The sequence below is a fragment of the Acidimicrobiales bacterium genome (assembly GCA_035546775.1).
Lineage (GTDB): Bacteria > Actinomycetota > Acidimicrobiia > Acidimicrobiales > JACCXE01 > JACCXE01.
Map to the genome: position 1 here is coordinate 1 of DASZWD010000065.1, position 19,464 is coordinate 19,464.

The 19,464-nt window shown below is 69.0% G+C and carries 17 protein-coding genes; 10 read left to right on the forward strand and 7 right to left on the reverse strand.

Translation table 11 applies throughout. From position 1 onward, the window contains the following. The first annotated feature begins 195 nt into the window (after positions 1-195). Both VHC63_16365 and VHC63_16370 read left to right on the forward strand, forming a co-directional pair. Entirely contained in the window at positions 196-1,389 is a 1,194-nt protein-coding gene (locus tag VHC63_16365) for a cytochrome P450 (GenBank protein ID HVV38183.1), read from the forward strand. 12 nt (positions 1,390-1,401) lie between these two features. Beyond that, entirely contained in the window at positions 1,402-2,097 is a 696-nt protein-coding gene (locus VHC63_16370) for a DNA alkylation repair protein (GenBank protein ID HVV38184.1), read from the forward strand. A 30-nt stretch (positions 2,098-2,127) separates the two neighbouring features. Here VHC63_16370 and VHC63_16375 read toward each other — a convergent pair whose 3' ends face one another. The 3 genes from VHC63_16375 to VHC63_16385 are packed head-to-tail and all read right to left on the reverse strand — an operon-like array spanning position 2,128 to position 5,880. Further along, entirely contained in the window at positions 2,128-3,756 is a 1,629-nt protein-coding gene (locus VHC63_16375; protein HVV38185.1) for an OB-fold domain-containing protein, read from the reverse strand. After that, positions 3,740-4,651: an alpha/beta hydrolase gene (locus VHC63_16380; GenBank protein HVV38186.1), complete on the reverse strand. Its 912-nt coding sequence runs from the start codon at positions 4,649-4,651 to the stop codon at positions 3,740-3,742. Before VHC63_16380 ends, VHC63_16375 begins: the two co-directional genes overlap by 17 nt. Next, positions 4,648-5,880: a cytochrome P450 gene (locus tag VHC63_16385; GenBank protein ID HVV38187.1), complete on the reverse strand. Its 1,233-nt coding sequence runs from the start codon at positions 5,878-5,880 to the stop codon at positions 4,648-4,650. The genes VHC63_16380 and VHC63_16385 overlap by 4 nt, the downstream gene beginning before the upstream one ends. A 131-nt stretch (positions 5,881-6,011) precedes the next feature. Here VHC63_16385 and VHC63_16390 point away from each other — a divergent pair, with 131 nt between their 5' ends. Genes VHC63_16390 through VHC63_16415 form a run of 6 tightly spaced genes read left to right on the forward strand, consistent with a single transcriptional unit; the run spans position 6,012 to position 12,488 of the window. Continuing rightward, complete coding sequence (locus VHC63_16390) at positions 6,012-7,406, forward strand: ABC transporter substrate-binding protein (protein ID HVV38188.1); 1,395 nt, start codon at positions 6,012-6,014, stop codon at positions 7,404-7,406. Then, a complete protein-coding gene (locus VHC63_16395; protein ID HVV38189.1) occupies positions 7,403-9,304 on the forward strand; it encodes an ABC transporter permease in 1,902 nt (633 codons plus the stop codon). Before VHC63_16390 ends, VHC63_16395 begins: the two co-directional genes overlap by 4 nt. Further along, positions 9,301-10,026 carry an ATP-binding cassette domain-containing protein gene (locus tag VHC63_16400; protein ID HVV38190.1) on the forward strand — a complete coding sequence of 242 codons (726 nt, stop codon included), beginning with the start codon at positions 9,301-9,303 and terminating at the stop codon, positions 10,024-10,026. The genes VHC63_16395 and VHC63_16400 overlap by 4 nt, the downstream gene beginning before the upstream one ends. After that, positions 10,023-11,378, forward strand: a complete 1,356-nt coding sequence (locus VHC63_16405; GenBank protein HVV38191.1) for a choice-of-anchor P family protein — start codon at positions 10,023-10,025, stop codon at positions 11,376-11,378. Before VHC63_16400 ends, VHC63_16405 begins: the two co-directional genes overlap by 4 nt. Further along, positions 11,375-11,821, forward strand: coding sequence for a hypothetical protein (locus VHC63_16410; GenBank protein HVV38192.1), 447 nt, complete (start codon positions 11,375-11,377; stop codon positions 11,819-11,821). Before VHC63_16405 ends, VHC63_16410 begins: the two co-directional genes overlap by 4 nt. Then, positions 11,763-12,488: an ABC transporter ATP-binding protein gene (locus VHC63_16415; GenBank protein HVV38193.1), complete on the forward strand. Its 726-nt coding sequence runs from the start codon at positions 11,763-11,765 to the stop codon at positions 12,486-12,488. Before VHC63_16410 ends, VHC63_16415 begins: the two co-directional genes overlap by 59 nt. An 8-nt stretch (positions 12,489-12,496) precedes the next feature. Here the strand turns inward: VHC63_16415 and VHC63_16420 are convergent, their stop codons facing one another. Next, positions 12,497-13,243, reverse strand: a complete 747-nt coding sequence (locus VHC63_16420; GenBank protein HVV38194.1) for an SDR family oxidoreductase — start codon at positions 13,241-13,243, stop codon at positions 12,497-12,499. A 55-nt stretch (positions 13,244-13,298) separates the two neighbouring features. Between VHC63_16420 and VHC63_16425 the strand changes: the two genes are divergently transcribed. Then, positions 13,299-14,783: an aldehyde dehydrogenase gene (locus tag VHC63_16425; protein HVV38195.1), complete on the forward strand. Its 1,485-nt coding sequence runs from the start codon at positions 13,299-13,301 to the stop codon at positions 14,781-14,783. 6 nt (positions 14,784-14,789) lie between these two features. Here the strand turns inward: VHC63_16425 and VHC63_16430 are convergent, their stop codons facing one another. Then, a complete protein-coding gene (locus tag VHC63_16430; protein ID HVV38196.1) occupies positions 14,790-15,623 on the reverse strand; it encodes an SDR family NAD(P)-dependent oxidoreductase in 834 nt (277 codons plus the stop codon). A gap of 37 nt (positions 15,624-15,660) precedes the next feature. Between VHC63_16430 and ligD the strand changes: the two genes are divergently transcribed. Further along, entirely contained in the window at positions 15,661-16,617 is a 957-nt protein-coding gene (gene ligD, locus VHC63_16435) for a non-homologous end-joining DNA ligase (GenBank protein ID HVV38197.1), read from the forward strand. 182 nt (positions 16,618-16,799) lie between these two features. Here ligD and VHC63_16440 read toward each other — a convergent pair whose 3' ends face one another. Then, positions 16,800-17,921, reverse strand: a complete 1,122-nt coding sequence (locus tag VHC63_16440; GenBank protein ID HVV38198.1) for a hypothetical protein — start codon at positions 17,919-17,921, stop codon at positions 16,800-16,802. Between the two features lie 243 nt (positions 17,922-18,164). Further along, positions 18,165-19,445, reverse strand: a complete 1,281-nt coding sequence (locus tag VHC63_16445) for a hypothetical protein (GenBank protein ID HVV38199.1) — start codon at positions 19,443-19,445, stop codon at positions 18,165-18,167. Positions 19,446-19,464 lie beyond the last annotated feature (19 nt).

The window sequence follows — 19,464 nt, forward strand, 5'->3', positions numbered from 1 at the left end:
AGGGCGTCGAACTCGTCGGGGATCTGAGGCACCCAGATCGTGGAGAAGCCCGCGCCTTCCGCCCAGCGGGCGTCGCGGCGCAGCCGTTCGACCTTGGTTGCGTAGCGCCCGCGCTCGGGGCCGACCATCACACCGATCCGCACGGCACGCCTCCTGAGAACGCGGTTCTCCGACAATGTAACGTTCAGTTCCGTCATGCCAGCCGCCGACGTCTACTACGACCCCTACGACTTCGAGATCGACACCGATCCCTATCCGGTGTGGAAGCGGTTGCGTGACGAGCACCCGCTGTACTGGAACGACAAGCACGAGTTCTTCGCCCTCAGCCGGTTCGAGGACGTGCGTACCGCGCTGATCGACGCCAAGACGTATTCGTCGGCCAAGGGCAGCCTGCTCGAACTCATCAAGGCCGACATCGAGATGCCGCCGGGTGTGTTCATCTTCGAAGACCCGCCCGAGCACGATCTGCATCGCGGCCTGCTCGGCCGCGTCTTCACCCCCCGCCGGATGGCCGAGCTCGAGCCGAAGATCCGCGAGTTCTGCGCCCGAAGTCTCGACCCGCTCGTCGGGGCCGGGGGTTTCGACTTCATCGCCGACATCGGCGCCACCATGCCGATGCGCACGATCGGCATGCTCCTCGGCATTCCGGAAGACGACCAGCAGGCGATCCGCGACACCATCGACGCCGGCCTGCGCATCGAGGAAGACGGCGGCCGCCCGAGCTTCGACGGCGCGTCCTACGGCAGCGACTCCCAGTTCTCGGACTACATCGACTGGCGCGCCGAGCATCCCTCTGACGACCTCATGACGGACTTGCTCAACGCCGAGTTCGTCGACCGCGACGGCACCCTGCGCAAACTCACGCGTGAGGAGATCCTCGGCTACATCACCCTGATCGCCGGCGCGGGCAACGAGACGACGACGCGCCTCATCGGCTGGACGGGCAAGGTGCTCGCCGAGCACCCTGACCAGCGCGCCGAAGTCGTCGCCGACCGCAGCCTGCTCGGCGGGGCGATCGAAGAACTGTTGCGCTACGAGCCGCCGTCGCCGGTGCAGGCGCGCTACGTCACCGCCGACGTCGAGCACTACGGCCAGGTCGTGCCCCAGGGCAGCGCCATCCTGTTGCTCAACGCATCGGCCAACCGCGACGAGCGCAAGTTCCCCGACCCCGACCGCTTCGACATCCACCGCGCCGCCGAGCAGCACCTGTCGTTCGGCTTCGGCATCCACTTCTGCCTCGGCGCCGCGCTGGCGCGCCTCGAAGGCCGCATCGCCCTCGACGAGATCCTCACGCGCTTCCCCGAGTGGGAAGTCGACTGGGACAACGCCGTGCAGGCGCGCACGTCGACCGTGCGGGGCTGGGAAAAGCTGCCGGTGATCGTCGGCTAGCGCCGGCATCGGATGACCAAAGTCTCCGAACATCGTGCCGCTCTCGCCGGACTATCCGACTGGATGCCGTATCTCACGGCGCACAGTGGGTTGCCGGGGCCACGCGGCAACCTCGAGCTGGTGGCCGCCTGCGGCGAGGAAGCCGACGCCATCCGGGCGACCGAGCTCATCGCGACGGGCGACGAGTTCGCCACCGTGTGTGGCCTCGTGGCCCTCGGCCGCCACGTCGGTGCCGGAGAACTTCGACACGTGCGCGTGCTGCACGAGTCCGCCTCCGACGAGCGGTGGCGCGTGCGCGAGGGTGTCGCCATGGCGCTGCAACGCGCCGGCGACGACGATCTCGAGCGCGCCTTTTCGATCGCGGAGACGTGGGCCGGAGATGCTGATCCGCTCGTTCGTCGCGCCGCCGTTGCGGCCGTGTGCGAACCGCGCCTGCTACGTCGCCGCGCCTACGCGCGCCGCGCGCTGAGGTTGCTGCGCCGCGTCACGACGGACCTGGCGCGCTCGCCGTCGACCACCCGCAAGAGCGCCGCGACCCGAACGCTGCGCCAAGCATTGGGATACGGCTGGAGCGTTGCCGTCGCGGCGTCGCCCGACGACGGGCTGGCGGCGTTCGACAAGCTGGCGCAGAGCGAAGACGCCGATGTCGCGTGGATCGTGCGCGAGAACCGGAAGAAGGCGCGGCTGGCGCGACTGCTCGGCGGGTGAGCAACGGCCGATTGCGTGCTGGTGCGGGGTTTAGCGCGTCAGCAACATGACGCCCGACGGGGTGCCACCGCCGCTGGTGACCACGGCGACTTCGGCCCCACTGACCTGGCGTTCTCCGGCGTCGTGGCGGAGCTGGGCAACGGCTTCGTAGATCAGGCCGAAGCCGTGGGTGCGGCCCTCGGAGAGCTGGCCGCCGTGGGGGTTGACGGGCACGTCGCCGTCGAGGGCGATGCGCCGGCCGCCGTCGAGCCAGTCCTGCGCGCCGCCGAGTTCGCAGAAGCCGAGCGCCTCGATCCACGTCACGGCGTTGAACGTGAAGCCGTCGTAGATGAGCGCGAGGTCGACGTCGGCGGGCGTGAGCGACGCCCGTGACCACAAGTGGGCGCACTGGCCGATGACCTGCGGCTCGTGGGTGACCGTGTCCTGCTCCCACGAAACGCGCTCGAGGATCTGCGATCCGATGGCGTCGACGCGGATCGGTTGCGACGCGAGGTCAGCGACGGTGTCGGTCGCCGACACTACGACGGCGACGGACCCGTCCATCGGGACGTCGCAGTCGAACAACCCGAACGGTGTCGTGATCATGCGGGCGTTGAAGTAGTCGTCGGGCGTCATCGGGTCGCGGTAGACGGCGTGCGGATTGCGGCCGGCGTTCGTACGGCCGTTGATGGCGATCCACGACAGCAACTCGCGCGTCGCGCCGTAGCGGTGCATGTACTGCGACGCGTTCATCGCCAGCCAGTTCGCCGCCGAGGTCGCGCCGAACGGGGCGCGCCACTCGCCGTTGATGCCCGAGACGCGGCCACCGCCGACGCCACTGGCGCGGACCTGCCCGAGCGCGGCGTTCGTGGCTTCCCAGACGGTGCGGAAGCACAGCACGTGCCGGCACAGCCCGGCGTTGATCGCCAGCATCGCCGCCATGAGCGAACCGGCGGGCCCGGGAATCTCGCCGCCACCGTTGAACCACGTCGGCCGGATGCGCAGCGCGTCCTCGACCGCGGTGATGCCGCCTTCGCTCATGCCCATACCGGCCGCCCCCGGGTAGGTCGAGAGCCCGTCGATGTCGTCGACTGTCAGGCCGGCGTCGGCGATCGCCGCGAGGCACGCGTCCATCGTCAGCGACAACGGGTTGACCATCAGGCGCCGGCCGTAGCGCGAGCGGCCGATCCCGGAGATGACAGAGTTGTGCTCGAAGCGTTCGGTGGTGAGCGGTGCCCGTGGCGTCCGTCGCGTCGGCGCCGGCACCGGGTTTTCGCCGTCGGGCTCGCCGGTCGGCACGAACAGCGGCAGCCACACGTCTTCGTGCTGTTCCAACTTCACGGCGACCCGCATGCCGATATGCACGTCTTCGGGGGTGCAGTCGACGATGTTCGTCGTGAGGCGGACGGAGGGGTCCTCGTCGAGGGCGACGTTGGCGATCACGTAGGGCGGCGGGAACGCCGGGAGCCACTGCTGATGGTTGACGGTGCAGCCGATCACCGTGGCGTTGCCGGACACGGCAGTTTGCGTGCGGTTGCGGCTGCGGCACACCTGGCAGATGGGCGCCGGCGGGTGGACCAGCGCGCCGCAGGCGCCGCAACTGTCGATGCGCAACACGCCGTCCTCGCCCGACGTCCAGAAGCCGCGGTTCGAGAAGTTCAGTTCAGGCAGCGGACGCATCATCAAAGGCTTTCTGCAGAGCGCGCGCTTGCGCGTCACGGAAGCGCTGCGTGATCGCCGATCGTGGGCTCACGCTGTCGAAACCGTGAAACGCTCCGTCGACGACGAGCACCTCGCACTTCACGCCGGCAGTGTTGAGTCGAGCGGCGTAGGTGCAGTCCTCTTCGCGAAGAATGTCGAGCGAGCCCACGCCGATCCACGCGGGGGCAACGCCGCCGAGATCGGGGTGACGGGCCGGCGCCGCGAGGCCGTTGACGGAGGGCGAGCCGGGGTCCGTTCCCAGGTACGCCGACCACGCGAAGCGATTGCTGCGGTTGCTCCACAAGCGGGCATCACGGTCGTCGACGTCGGCGCGCGCGGCGACGCGATCGTCGAGCATCGGATACGACAGCAGTTGGAACACGGGCCGGACGACGCCGCGATCGCGGGCCAGGAGCGCGAGTGCTGCGGCGAGCGCGCCACCGGCGCTCGCACCACCGATGGCGATGCGGTCGGCGTCGACGTCGTCGCGCTTAGCCAACCACTCGAGCGCGTCGTGACAGTCCTGGAGCGGCACGGGGAACGGGTGTTCCGGCGCGAGTCGGTAGTCGACGGCGGCAACGAGCAGCCCGAGGCGCGCCGCGATGACACGGCAGAACGCGTCGTCCTGCGCCGCGGTGCCCATCACGAAGCCACCGCCGTGCATCCACAGCAGCGCGCCCCGCGGTTCGGTGGCCGGGCGATGGAGCCGGAAGGACAGATCACCATCAGTTGTCGTCTCGACGCCGGCACACGTGCGACCGCGCACACGCGCGTCGGCGCGTCGTAAGACGGGCAGCGTGCGCGGGCCGATCACCGCACGCGGCAGCACTCGGGCCAGGAGGCGGAGTTCGGGGTCGAAGTCCTTGACGCTCACGCCGCCGAAACCACGAGGGGCAGGCGGCGGAAGCGCCGCACCATGAGGCTGCTCTCGCGCTCCGGTGGATCCGACGGGTCCAGTGCGAAGCTCGCGGTCCTGGCCAGCACGCATCGCAGGACGACGTCGGCTTCGAGGCGAGCCAGCGGGGCGCCAACGCACAGGTGGATGCCACGACCGAACCCCAAATGGTGCCGGGGCGACGCACGGTCGAGTACGACTTCGTCGGGGTGCTCGTACACCGCCGGATCGCGGTTCGCTGCGCCCCACATGAGCAGCACCGTCGCGCCCGCGGGCACTGGCGTTCCGAGCAGTTCCGTGTCCTGCGTTGCGTGGCGGAGGTGGTAGCGGAACGGCGACTCGAGACGCAGCATTTCTTCGACGAACGGCGTCACGAGTTCTGGTTTCTCGCGCAGTTGCGTCTGGAAGGCCTCATCGGTTGCCAGCTGCGCGACCGCGTTGCCGAGCAAGCTCGTGGTTGACTCGCCCCCGGCGCTCAGCAGCGTCTGGATGATCACGATCGCCTCGAGTTCCGTGAGGTCGCCGCTGGCGATGGCGGTGGCCGTCGCGCCGAGCAGTCCCGGAGTGTCAGGAGTGCTGGCGGACACTTGGTCGGTGATCCAGCCCAGGCTCAGCATCGAGTTCCCCATGCGGACGCCGACTTCGTCGCGCGTCTGGGTTCCCGCCATCGTGGCGGTCGACTCGAAGGCGGCCGTGAGCAACATGTCGGGGTCGGCGTTCGCGAAGCCGATCAGGTCGGTGACCACGCGAATCGGAACCGCGTTGGCGACGTCGTGCATGAACTCCACGTGGCCTCGAGCGAGGCATGCGTCGATGTGGTTCTCCGCGAGCTGCTCGACGTCGGGCCGCATGGTCGCCATGCGACGAGCGACGAGTTCGGGGAACACCGCGCCGCGGTGGCGCGAGTGCACCGGGGGATCCGCGGTGGCGAGGGCGTCCATGCCCCCGGTGTCGAACGGCATCACCGCGGGCGTACCGTCGTCGGCGCGGTACACAATCCCGTGCAGGGTGGAGGAGAAGTCGGCCACGCGATTCGCGGCTTCGGTGACGGCCGCAAACGACGTCACGAGAACGATGTCGGTGCCCGGTATGCGCCATACGGGCGTCTCCGCCACCAGCCGTCGGTAGAACGCATACGGGTCGGCGACGACGGCTGGGTCGAGCAGCAGGCTCGCCGACAGCTCTTTACTCAGCGCGGATTGGCTCAACCCGAACTCCTTCCGAGGGCGGGCGGGACGCGGGGCAAACTATTACGATGTCAAAGTAGTTTGCGCGTGGAAATGGCATTCTACTGATTGTAGAGTGCGACTCTTATCGTCGCGGGAGGGAATACAGGCTGGTGCAGCGGAGGCTTTCGATCGTTGTCGTCGTTGCGCTCCTGCCGCTGACGGCGTGTGGCGCCCGGTGGAACGACGCCCAGCGCGCCGACATGCGCCGCCGCGTGTCGACGCTCGCTCAGTCGGGGCCCGCGGCCAGCGACGGCGGGTCCTCCGCCGGAGCGGGAAACGACAGCGTTGATGGAGGAACCGGCACCGACACCGGAAGCGGCAGCACCGGTTCGGGACCGGCGTCTTCCGGCACCGGGAGCAACGGCGTCTCCGCGGTGTCGAAGAAACTGCCGTGCGCTGCTCCTTCGACGGCGCCTGGCGTCACCGACACCGAGATCCGCATCGGTTCGATCTCGTCGCTCACCGGCCCGTCTCCTGGAATCGGCACCTCGGCCGCAGGCGCAGCGCGTGCCTACGTGGCGTACCGCAATGCGACCGGCGGGATATGCGGGCGCAAACTCGTCCTCAAAGAAGCCGACGACGGCACCGACAACGGCCAATACCGCTCGATCATCACGGAGATGTCGAACTCGGTGTTCGGCGTCGCGGGTGGGTTCGCTCTCGGCGACGTGGGCGGCGTCGACGTGATTCGTCAAACCCGGATACCCGTCGTAAACGGCCCCGGCCAACAGGCCTCGGCCGATCTGCCGACGGTGTTCGACATGAACCCCAAATACGAGAACGAAAACGCGGTGATCGGCAAGTACAAGTTCCTGCACGATCACGGTGCGACGAAGGCGAGCGTCACCTATCTCGCCGTCGACCAGTCGCGTTTCGAAGCTCAGCTGCAGGAGCGGCTGATGAAGGCCGCCGGCATCCAGATCGTGCAGGTCCAGGAGTTGCCGTTGAGCACGCTCAGCTACGACGCGCCCGCGCGCGCCGTCGCCAATAGCGGCGCCGACTATCTCTTCTTCATCGGTACCGTCGACTCCAATCAGTCCATGGCGCGTTCGATGCAGGACACGGGCTACAAGGGCCTCAAGTGGCCCGAGTACTTCGTGTACACGTACGGCACGAACTTCATCCAAGCGACGGGCTCGGCGTCGGAAGGCGCGATCACGTGGCTGCGCAGCCTGCCGATCGAAGAGGCGAACTCGAACAAGGAACTGGCGGCGTTCGTGCAATGGATGAATCGCGCGTCACCGAGTTTCGACAAGGACGCGTTCGCCGAAGACTCGTGGGCTGGGGCGAAAGCCTTCCTCGACAACCTTGAAGCTCTCAAAGGTCCGATCACGCGTGAGGCGTTCGTCGCACAGATGAATTCGGTCGACACCTTCGACGCCGGCGGCATGTTCGGCCCGATCCGCCTCGGCAAAGAGCTCACCAACGGCTGTTTCGTGGGCATGCAGGTCAAGAACGGCAAGTGGCAGCGGCTCGTGCCGGATTCGGGTTTCATCTGCCAATGACCGAGCTGCTGCAGTTCACGCTGTTCGGTCTCATCCTGGGCTGCATTTACGCCATCGCGGCGATGGGCCTCGTACTCACCTACACGGTGACGGGCGTCTTCAACTTCGCCCACGGCGCCGTCGGCATGCTGGCGGCCTTCGGCTTCTACGAGTTGCACGTCAACGACGGCTGGCCGACACCGCTCGCGATCGTGGCGGTCGTGTTCGTGGGCGCGCCGCTCGCCGGGGTGGTCGTCGAACGGCTGCTGCGTCGTTTCCAGGGTGCGGACTACGCGACATCGCTCGTCGTGACGATCGCGCTCACCGTCGGACTGCTCGGCATCGCGCTGCGCGCCTTCGATCCCGGTGAGGCGCGCCTGTCGCCGTACCTGTTCGGCAACCACCGCATCGTCATCGCGTCCGTGCCGATCACGTACGACCGCATCGCGCAGGTCGTCATCGCAATCGCTGTCGCGATCGGCCTCCGCGTCCTGTTGTTCAACACACCGATCGGCGCCCGCATGCGCGCCGTCGTGGACGATCGGGAGCTGGCCAGCCTCGACGGCGTCCGCTCGCTCTTCGTGGCGCGGTTCAGCTGGATGATCGGCTTCATGCTCGCCGCCCTCGGCGGGGTGCTCTTCGCGGGTGGCCAGAACCTCAGCGCCATCGCGCTCACCCTCCTCGTGCTGAACGCGTACGGCGCGGCGATGATCGGACGGCTCACCAGCTTTCCCATGACGATCGTCGGCGCGCTGGCACTCGGGCTGATCCAAGAATTGACCAACGTCAGCTGGCTGTATCCCGACCAGGCGTTCTTCCTCCGGCTCCGGCTTGCCATTCCCGGCCTGTTTCTCATCGTCGCCGTTTTGCTGGTCCCGTCGTTCCGCCTATCCGTTGGTCGCATCGTCGGGCGCGACGAGCCGGCGGTACCGACGCTGCGCAAGTCCTTGCTCTCCGCTGTCGCCCTTGTCGTGTTTGTGGCGGTATTCGTCAACGCCATTCCCGCCGAGCAGCGCCGGCACGTCGTCGGCGCGCTCGTCATCGCCACGATCGCTTTGTCGCTGGTTGCGCTGACGGGGCTGTCGGGCCAGGTGTCGCTGACGCAGTACCTGTTCGTGGGCCTCGGCGCCTTCGTTACCGGATCGATCTCGCACGGACACTCCCTCACCGGGATGCTCCTCGGCGGACTGTTGTGCGCCGTCGTCGGCGCGCTGGTGGCGTTGCCTGCGGTGCGGTTGCGCGGACTGCACCTCGCGTTGAGCACGTTTGGCGTCGCGCTCGTCGGCCGCGAACTCATCCTCGGTGACGAACGCATCCTCGGACAAGGCGGCCTCGGCGTCGGCCGGCCCAGCATCTTCGGCATCAACCTCGGGTCCGACGCCGCGTTCGCGATCTGGTGCGCCGTGATCTTCGCCGTGTTCGCCGTGCTCATCGGCGTCTTGCGGCGGAGCTGGTTCGGCCGGCGGCTGACCGCGATCCGCGACAGCGAGTTGGCAGCCGCGTCGCTGGGACTGGGCGTGCGCACGACCAAGGTTGCGGTCTTCGCGTTCTCGGCCTTCATCGCCGGATGCGCCGGTGCGCTCTTCGGTGGATGGCAGGGCGCGGCGCAGGGCTTGCAGTTCGATCCGATCAACAGCCTCGTCATCGTGTTGTTTGCGTATGTCGGCGGCATCACGACGGTGGCGGGCGCGCTGGTCGCCGGCGCGCTGTTTGCGTTGCTGAACTATGCAGAGGCGACCTTCCCGTCGATAGGTGGCGTGGTGTTCATCGGCGTCGCCGCCGCGGCGATCACGCTCGGCCGTCAGCCGAACGGGCTCGCGGGCATCGGCCTTGACGCCGTGCGTCAGATCAAGCGCCGCCTGCCGCGCACGGCGCGCCCGAACGCCGCGGTCGCACAGTCGGCGGTGGAGGCCGTATGACGACGGCGGTGGCGGCCGAGGTTTCGCCGCTGGCGTTGCTGGGAGTCGGGGCGGCGTACGGGCGCATCGAGGTTCTGCACGGCGTCGACATCGCCGTGCCGCGTCACCGCGTCGCCGCGCTGCTTGGCCCCAACGGCGCCGGCAAGACGACGGCGCTCGCGGTGATGAGCGGGCTGATGCAGCCGACGCGCGGTTGCCGTCATGTCGATGGCCGGCACGTCAACCGTGCGCGCGCCGACGAACTCACGCGCATCGGTATCCGCCATATTCGCGAAGGTCGTTCCGTGTACCCGAACCTGAGTGTGCGCGACAACCTCATCGTCGCCGCGTCGGCGGGCGCATCCGCCGCGGCGATCGAAGAGGTGGCGTTCACGTTGTTCCCGCAGCTGAAGGCGCGCCACGCGCAACTGGCGGGCAATCTGTCGGGCGGTGAGAAGCAGATGTTGGCGCTCGCGCGCGGGCTCGGTGCACAGCCGTCGGTGCTGCTCATCGACGAGCTGTCGATGGGGCTGGCCCCGCTCGTGGTCGCCGAGCTGTACGAGACCGTCGCCAACGTCGCGGCGCAAGGTGTCTCGGTGCTCGTCGTCGAACAGTTCGCGCGCGTCGGTCTGCGGTACGCGTCGGAGGCCTACGTGATGGCGCACGGGACCGTGACCTACGCCGGGCCGAGCGCCGGCGCCGAAGACGCGGTGTACCGCGCCTACCTGGGGGCCGACAAGTGAAGCTTCGGCTCTTTGGCGCGCTCCTCGTGGGCGCTGTCGCCCTTGCCCCGACCGCTTCGGTGGGCGCACAAACCTCCGACACTGCGCTCGGTGGCTACCAGGGCACGGCGGCCGGCTCGGCGTTACAGGTCGACTACACACCACAGGGGCTGCTGCCGCTGCCGTCGCTGATCGACATCGGTTCGCCCGATGCCGTGGCGACGATCTCGAGCGGTCCTTCGACGTTCGCGCAGTCTTCGGTGCTAGATCCGGGCGACCTCCTCTACAACCCCGACGCCCTGCTCACGCTGTTCTCGTCGCAGTACCCGTCGGGAACGTTGCCGACCTATCCGTTCCGCGTGTCGGCGAACTCCGGCTTCGGGGAGCCGTCAGCGGAGTCCAATCCGGCGCCGGGTCTCAACGCCACGGTCCGCGCCGAGCCCGACGGGTCACGTGCGAGCGCGTCGGCGCCGGCGGTGCAAGCGCCGCCGCTCGTCAATCTCGGGACCGCGTCGGCACTGGCCACGACGAAGATCAGCGGGGACACCGTGATCACGCATTCGCTCACCAAGGTGAGCGGCATTGACGTGTTCAACCTCCTGACGATCGACTCCGTGGTGACCGATCTCACAGCCACGTCGCAGGGCGCGGGCAAGACACCGAAGCTCGAGGGCGGCACGAAGATCGTGGGCGCCAAGATCGCCGGGCGGCCCGTCACCATCGACGGCGACGGCGTGCACGTCCCGAAGAGTGCCCTGCCCGTGCCGAAGAGCCTCGGCGCCAGCCTCAACGACGCGCTCAAGCGTGCCGGCCTGCACATCACGGTCTCGGCGCCGATTCCGCTGTCGGACTCGTCGCACGGGCGGTTGGCTTCCGGCGGACTGCGCATCGACTTCGACAACTCGACGCGGTCGATCTCGGCGCTCGCCCAACTGTTCGACGCCATTCCGTCGATCGCCAGCCCGGTGCCGATGGTGCCGTCGGTCGACGACATCAAGGTCGCGCTGCAGGCGCGCAACGTCGCGGCCATCGAGCTGGCGCGCGGTGACGTCTCGCTGGCGACGACGAGCGCCGCCATCTTCGACGACGACACGGCGCTACCCGTGGCCGACCTGGGTGCGGACCTCGGCAACTACGACATCCCGTCGTCGCCCGACGTGGGCGCGCTGGTGCCGCGTCAGCCTGCGGCGGTGCTGCCGCGCACCACCACAGCGGCGACCACGAATCCGGTGTCGCCCTTCGGCGCCGGCATCGGCGGGCTGTTGCTGATCGCGTTGTTGCTGCAACCGTTCTTCGGCCAAGCGCTGGCGCGACTGTCCAACGGCGTACTGGCGCCCACCGGCGCCGAATCGTGTGATCGTGAGGAGCTATGACCGATATCGCAGACCGCGACGAGCGGTTGGCCGCCGGCGCGGAGGAACTTGCGGCGCGCGGCGACGGCTCGATCGTCAGCCAGCGCCAGTTCCTGCTCGTCGCGTCGGGGGCGCTGATGACCCTCGGGTTGACCGCCATCGTCCTCGGCTGGATCGGCGCCAGTCGCTCCACCCTGGTCGAAGAGCAGGTGCCGTACCTCATCTCGGGCGGCCTGCTCGGCGTCGCGCTGAGCATCATCGGCGCGCTCAGCTTCTTCAGTCACTGGTTCGTCACCGGCATCCGCGAGGCGCGCGTGCACGAAGCGGCGCGCCAGCGCGACCACGCCGAACTCGTCGCCGCCATTTCGTCGCTGACCGACGCGCTCACGCCAAAGGAGGAGACGAATGGCACTGCTCGAAGCCCGCGGAGTTCGCGTTCGGTTCGGCGGACTCCAAGCCGTTGACGACGTAAGCCTCGACGTCGAGGCCGGCACCATCGTCGGCCTCATCGGACCGAACGGCGCGGGCAAGACGACCACGTTCAACGCGCTGTCGGGCGTGCAGGCGTGCAGCGGCAAAGTGGTGCTCGACGGGGCCGACGTGTCGCACGAGCCGGTGCACAAGCGCGCCACGCGCGGCATGGCGCGCACGTTCCAGCGCCTCGAGGTGTTCGGCTCGATGTCGGCGTTCGACAACATCCGCACCGCGGCCGAGATCGCCGGGCGCGCCCAGCGCCGCGGCATCGGCGAAGCCGCGGCCACGGCGCGTGAAATCGTCGACCGCCTCGGCCTCGTGCCCGTCGCCGACCGGCGCGCCGACGCCCTGCCCACCGGCCAGGGCCGTCTTGTCGAGCTCGGCCGGGCGCTGGCGACGCGTCCCAAGATCGTGTTGCTCGACGAGCCGGCGTCGGGGTTGAACGAATCCGAAACCGAACGCTTGTCGACGGTGCTCGAAGCGGTGCGCGACGACGGCATCGGCGTGCTGCTCGTGGAGCACGACATGGACCTCGTCATGCAGCTGTGCTCGACGATCTACGCCCTCAACTTCGGCACCGTCATCGCCAGCGGCACGCCGGCGCAGATCCGCAAGGACCCGGCCGTCCAGGACGCGTACCTCGGCAGCGCCGTCTGACTCGCGGGTCAGGCGGGGGGTCGGGGAGCGACGATCAGGGAGTGGATGGCGTCGGTGGCGCCGGCGTGCAGGACCAGGTCGACGGCGTCGACGAGGCGCTGCACCGGCATGAGCGTGCCGCTCATGTAGCCGCGGGCGAACCACTGCGGCATGAGTTCCGAGACCAGCTCGCCGTCCCAGCCGTTGGCGAACTCGGTCATGGCGTCGCCCTCGCCGCCGGCGCATTCGCCCACGACGAGACGGGTGAAGCCGACGGTCGGGTGCTCGGCGCGCCAGGCGTCGACCAGCTTGTCGAGCGCCGCCTTGGTGACGGCGTAGGACGCCAGGCCGGGCCACGGCGGCGTCAACGACGCGCTGACCGACGACAGGTACACGGCGGTGCCATTCGACGCCCTGAGATGCGGGAGTGCGGCCCCGGTGGCGAGTGCCGCGCCCACGACGTTGGTGTCGAACGTGCGGTGCCACGTGTCGGCGTCGATGTCCTCGATGCGGGTGAGCGGGCCGACGGCGGGGGTGTACACGAGGCCGTCGATACCGCCCATCGCGGTGGCCGCTTCGTCGATCGCGGCGGCACACGACGCGGCGTCGGTGGCGTCACAGGCGATGGCGAGTGCGCCGTTGCCGGCTTCGGCGGCGGCGTCGGCGATGCGGTCCTTGCGGCGCGCCATGAGAGCGACTTGCGCCCCCTTGTGTGCCAATCCGACACCGATGCAGCGGCCCAGTCCGCCCGACGCTCCGATCACGACCACTCGCATCACGCCGACAGTAAACGAACTACCGTCGGCGGAACGAAGCCACCAGGAGGGTCCGATGTCCGTACAAGACGAGCTGCGTTTGCTGGCCAACCCCGACCACTTTTTCATCGGCGGTGAATGGGTGGCGCCGTCGTCGGGCTCGGCTTTCGAGGTGATCGACTCGGCGACCGAGCAGGTCTTCATGCGCGTCGCCGAAGCGCAGGCACCCGACATGGACCGCGCCATCAGCGCGGCGCGCACCGCCTTCGACGAAGGTCCGTGGCCACGTATGACCCACGCCGAGCGCGCCAGTTACCTCGAGGCGCTCGGGGCCGGCATCGCGGCGCGCAACGACGACCTCGGCCAGATCTGGCCACGCCAGTCGGGCGCGCTGCACAAGGTGGCGCAGTACGCCGGCCTCGGTGCGCAGGCGACGTTCAACTACTACGCCGGGCTGGCCAACACGTTTGCGTGGGAAGAGCGCGCCACGCCGAGCGCCGGGGGCAAGTTCGGTCTGCTGGTCCGCGAGCCCGTCGGCGTCGTCGGCGCGATCATCCCGTGGAACGCGCCGCTCGGCCTTATCGCCAACAAGGTGGCACCGGCGCTGATCGCCGGTTGCACCGTCGTGCTCAAGGCGTCGCCCGAGGCGCCGGGCGAGGCCTACGTCGTCGCCGAAGCGGCCGAGGCGATCGGGCTGCCGCCCGGCGTGCTCAACGTGCTGACCGCCGATCGCGAAGTGTCGGAACTGTTGGTGCGCGACCCGCGCGTCGACAAGATCACGTTCACCGGGTCGACGGCCGCCGGCCGGCGCATCGCGTCGATCTGCGGTGAGCGCATCGCCCGCTGCACGCTCGAACTCGGCGGCAAGTCCGCGGCGGTGATCCTCGACGACATGGACCTCGGGGTCGCCGCCAAGACGCTGTCGCGCGCCGAGTGCTTCCTCGCCGGGCAGGTGTGCTCGTCGCTGACGCGCATCGTGGTGTCGCGTTCGCGTCACGACGAACTGGTCGAGGCGCTGGCGGCGACGTTCTCGCAGGTGCGCGTGGGCGATCCCTTCGACGCCGAGACGCAAATGGGTCCGCTCGTGGCCGAGCGCCAGCGCGACCGCGTCCTCGACTACATCGCCAAGGGCGTCGATGCCGGCGCGCAGCTGGCCACCGGCGGTGGCCGCCCGGCGCACCTGGAGCGCGGCTACTTCGTCGAGCCGACGGTGTTCGGCAACGTCGACAACGGCTCGGTGATCGCGCAGGAGGAGATCTTCGGCCCAGTGTTGTCGGTCATCCCGGCGGCCGACGAGCGCGACGCGGTGCGCATCGCCAACGACACCATCTACGGCCTCAACGCGTCGGTGTTCACCAACGACGTCGACCGGGCGCGCGAGGTGGCAGGCCAGTTGCGTTCGGGCACCGTCGGGCACAACGCGTTCCGTACCGATTTCGGCATCGCCTTCGGCGGGTTCAAGCAGTCGGGCATCGGCCGCGAGGGCGGCATCGAGGGTCTGCTGCCGTTCCTCGAGACCAAGACGGTCATCCTCGAGGACACGCCGAGCAACTACTCGTAACGCGGTCTACAGATCGAGGCCGCGCCGGAGGAAGAAGTCCTTGATCGGCGTCGGCGTCAACGTGTCGGCCAGCAGCAGGGCGCGAGCGTCCGCTCCCACGAGGTAGCGGGCGCGCGGCAGGCGCGTCGTCAGCGCGGTGGCGATCGTCCTGGCGCACTGCGTCGGATCGCCCATCAAGCGTTCGAGCACCCGCTGGCCGCTCATCGAGCGGCGGTACGCCGCGATGAAGCGCGACCCGGCCTGTTCGCGGTTGGCGATGTCGCGCTCCATGTCGTCCCAGATGTTGGTCTTGAAGCCGCCGGGTTCGACGAGGGCGACGTGCACGCCGCGGGACGCGACCTCGATGCGCAGCGCGTCCGACAAGGCTTCGAGGGCGTGCTTGGCCGCGGTGTAGTGACCGGCGAGCGGCGACGTGGTGCGCCCGGCGATCGACGACACGTTCACGATGCGGCCGCCGCCGTTGCGGACCATCTCGGGGATGGCCAGGCGCGCCAGGCGGACCGGGGCGTGCACCATCGTCTCGAACAGCAGGTGGGCTTCGTCGTCGGAAACGTCCTCGACGGCGCCCGTGAGTCCGAACCCGGCGTTGTTGACGAGCCCCGACAGCGGCGGCAGCGACTCGATCACCGACGCGCATGCGTCGGCGTCGGTGACGTCGAGGATGATCGTGTCGACCTTGCCGGCGACGCCGGCGTCAGCCGCGGCCTTGATCACGACGTCGGACTTCTCTTGGGAGCGCACGCTGCCAACCGAGTGGAAGCCGACTTTGGCTAACTCGACGACGGTGGCGAGGCCGATGCCCGAGTTCGCGCCGGTGGTGAGGACGGTGCCGCGTTCCATGCGACTGATTATTCCCCCCAGGGGGGATGATGCACTCGTGAACTGGCTCGAGGCGCTCGACCCGGACCTGCGGGTCAAGGTGACGCGCACGCCGACGCCCACGTGGATCGAGCCGATGGCGGCGACGCTGACCGACGCCCGCTTCGACGACCCCGAGTGGCAATTCGAGCGCAAGCTCGACGGCTTTCGCTTCCTCGCCTTCGTCAAGGACCGCGAGGCGCAGCTGCTGACGCGCAACAAGATCCGCCACCGCTTCCCGCTGATCGAAGCCACGCTGGTGGCGCAGGGGTTCGACGATTTCGTCGTCGACGGTGAGGTGTTGTGGGGCGATCGCCGCGCCGGCGCGCCGCGGGCGTCGGGCGACGAAGCATCGCAGTACGCGGTGTTCGACATCCTTCGTTTCGACGGTTACGACATCACGAAGCTTCCGCTTTACGCCCGCCAGCACCTGCTGGCGACCGAATTCGGCTGGGTCGAGCCGCTCGTGCTCGTCGAGCCGCTACCTGAGAACGGCATCGCCGCTTACGAGCGCGCCTGTCGCGAGGGCTGGGAAGGGGTGATGGCCAAGCGGCGGTCGTCGGTGTACGAACACAAACGCTCCAAGCAGTGGCTGAAGATGAAATGCGACGCGTCCCAGGAACTCGTCGTCGGCGGGTTCACCGAGCCGAGCGGTCACCGCTCCGGCTTTGGGGCACTACTCGTCGGCTACTACGACGGCGACGACTTCGTCTACGCCGGCCGCATCGGCACCGGGTTCAGCAACAGACTGCTCGAAGACATGCACGCGCAGATGCGAGCGATCGAGATCGACGCACCGCCCTTCACCGCGGGAACGGGTCTGCCGCGCAAGGACGCGCACTGGGTGCGTCCCGAGATCGTCGTCGAGGCGGCGTTCATGGAATGGACGAGCGACGGCAAGATGCGCCACCCGCGCTTCGTGCGCCTCCGCACTGACAAGAACCCGAAGGACGTCGTCCGCGAGAAGAAGAGCTAATGCCAACTTGTGTTCTGTGGCACACGTTTCGGGTGCCACAGAACACAAGTTCGCGGGGATTAGAGGTGGCTGTTAGAAGTCGTCGCGTTCGATGACGGTGGTACCGCCGCGGCGGCGGTAGTAGCGCGGGCCGCCGATGCCGCCCACGAGGAGCAGCACCAAGAGCACGAGGAGCAGGATCATCAACATGGCCTCCCTGTACCCGCCCATTCGTGGGCGGAACCACAGTGCAGCGCGGCGTAGACGCGATCGCGCAGCGCGTTGGCGTCGGCATCGGTAAGCGAACGCTCGAGGTCGCGCAGCACGATGCGCACCAACACGTTCTTCTGCCCCGGCCGCATGCCCATGCGGGCGACGGCCGACGCCGGCAGCGCGTCGTAGGGCGTCTCGGCGCACACACTGACCGATTCGACGGCGTCGGCGTCGTCGCCCAACGCGTCGCGTACGCGGTCGCCGAGGTCCTCGACGTCGTCGTCGGCGTCCACCGCGACCGATACGTCGCGCCGAACCGCCGGCATCGACGACACCGGCCGGTAAGGCGCGAGGTCGAGCATCTGGTCGGCGACGCGCGGGTCGCTCGAGCGCAACAGCCGGATGTCGGGGACGCCCTTGCGCAACATCAAGAACCGGTCGAGGCCGAGACCGAGGGCCAGGCCGTGCCACCCGTCGAGCCCGGCGGAGCCGAGCACGGCGGGGTGGGCGACGCCGCACTCCCACACCTCGACCCACTCGCCGCCGCGGCGGCCGTCGACTTGACGACCGTCGAGCGTGTAGGGATGCACCCGCGGCTCGGCGCGGTACTGCATGCCGGGGACGAGGGCGCCGACGAGCACCTGCGTCATCTCGTCCATCTCGGCGTTGCCCAGGGGGCGACGGGCGATTCGCCACAGGTCGAGTTGGTGCGGCGTGCCGGAGTGGAGGCGGTCGATGGCGTCGCGCCGAAACACGATGCCGGGGCACACCAGCAGCACGTCGTCGACGGGATCAGCGGCGAGGGCCCGCAGCGCGGGTGGGACCATGGCGCTCGAGTGGCTGCGCAACATGTGGCCGTCGTCGACGTAGCGCGTGTAACGGGCGTCGCGGCTGGCGGCGTCGGGGGTGAAGTTGAGGCGGTCGTAGTTGTCGGCGATGGGCACCACGCGCGGTCCCGGCGCGTGCCGCACGTCGCAACTCCACGCGTCGCGCAGTGCGTCGACGGCGAGGTCGACGAGGTGCTGGATGGCGTGGGGGCCGGCGGAGGGATCGGTCAGGTCGCGCAACGCGAGGTCGCGCGCCAGTTGGTCAGCGGTGAGGTGGATGGGCACGAAGACTCCTGGGTTCGGTGGCGGGCGGGCAACCCCCCGGCCCGCGACCCGAGCGGAGTCAGGCGCTGACGCGACGACGACCCCACGCGGCCAAAGCGGCCCGGGGGTCGGGAAATCGGCGACGACCGATCACTGCGTGCACGGGCGCAAGGTACGCGCGGCGCGCGTCCGTCACCAACGAATTTTCAAAGTCCGCGACTTCGTGCGGTTGTGGGTCGACAGGTGTCCATAACCCGGACGAAGTCAGGAGGGGACCCGGGCGTGGCGACGGTCTGCGATGGTGCGGGTGGCGAAGGCCAGGGCCACGAGCGCGGTGATCACCAGCAGCCAAGGTGGGTGCGCACCGCCGCCCGCGTCGCCGCTCTTGCCGCCGCCGAGCCCGGGCAGATGGATGGCCCCGCCGCTGTCGGGCCACGGGGCCCAGACCGACACTTCCGGAATCGTCGCCAGCGACGCACCCGATACCGCCACGTAGCGCATCGATTGGGCGCCGAACGTGCCGCTGGCCGGCAGGTTGAACCACGTAGCGCCGTCGCTCGACGCCTCCAGGGTGCACGTGCAGCGGGCGCGCACCTCGCCGACCGTTTCGCTGCTGCCCAGGTCGACTGTCACCTTCGTGACCGGTGGTTGGCACTGCGTGTCGGTGGCGAAGACGCACGGGTTCGGATCGACGACGCCCGGCGTGACGAGGTCACCGTCGGTGTAGCCGCAGTGTGCGCTCGCCCCGTCCGACCGCGTCGCAGTACACGCCGCGCCGCGCGACAGCGGCACGAGGGTACCCGTACCCTCGACAGGCGCGGCGGTGAAACGCTGGTGGTAGATGGTGCCGGCGGCCCGCTCGTCTTTCGACGCGTGCGCCACGAAGGCAAAGGGCTGGTCCTCGACGGCGCGGGCGTCGATACGCCCCTGATCGTCGACGCTCACGCCGGCCGCCGCCTTACCGGCGATCAGCACCTGCCCGCCGTTCTTGCTCGACGGTCGGGCTGCGTACTCGACGCGGAAGTCGCGCTGCTCGGCTTCGAGGGTCACCGCCGGGTCCCACAGGCGCAGGTCGGGGGCGGTGTGCACGGCGTCTTTCAGTTCGAGTTCGTAGGACGCCACCACCACCTGGTCGGCGGCGTGCTTGGACGCCACCCCGATCGAGAGGATGTAGTCGGTGTCGGTCTGCTCGCCGCGGTGATGGGCGTTGTGGAACGTGAACGCGTAGTTGCCGCGGCCGTCGGTTGTCGACGCGAAGCGCTTGCTGTTCGGGATGGGGCACACGTCGCGCGTCTCCGCGGAGAAGCACGCCAGCGTGCTCAGCCCGGCGGTGAAGAAGAAGCCAGCAATGGCGAAGCCGCTGTCGTTGACGGCGTCGACGCGCACCGGCGTGTTGACGACGGGCGACCCGTCGCCGTTCAGCACGCGGCCGCGCAACGTGACGTCTTCGAGCGGACCGCGTGTCGCCGGCGCCTGTGCCCGCGCCGGCGCCGTCCACGCCACGAGCGCCATGACGGCGAGCGCGGCTCCGATCAACCGTCGCATGGCGATCTAGTTAGCACGC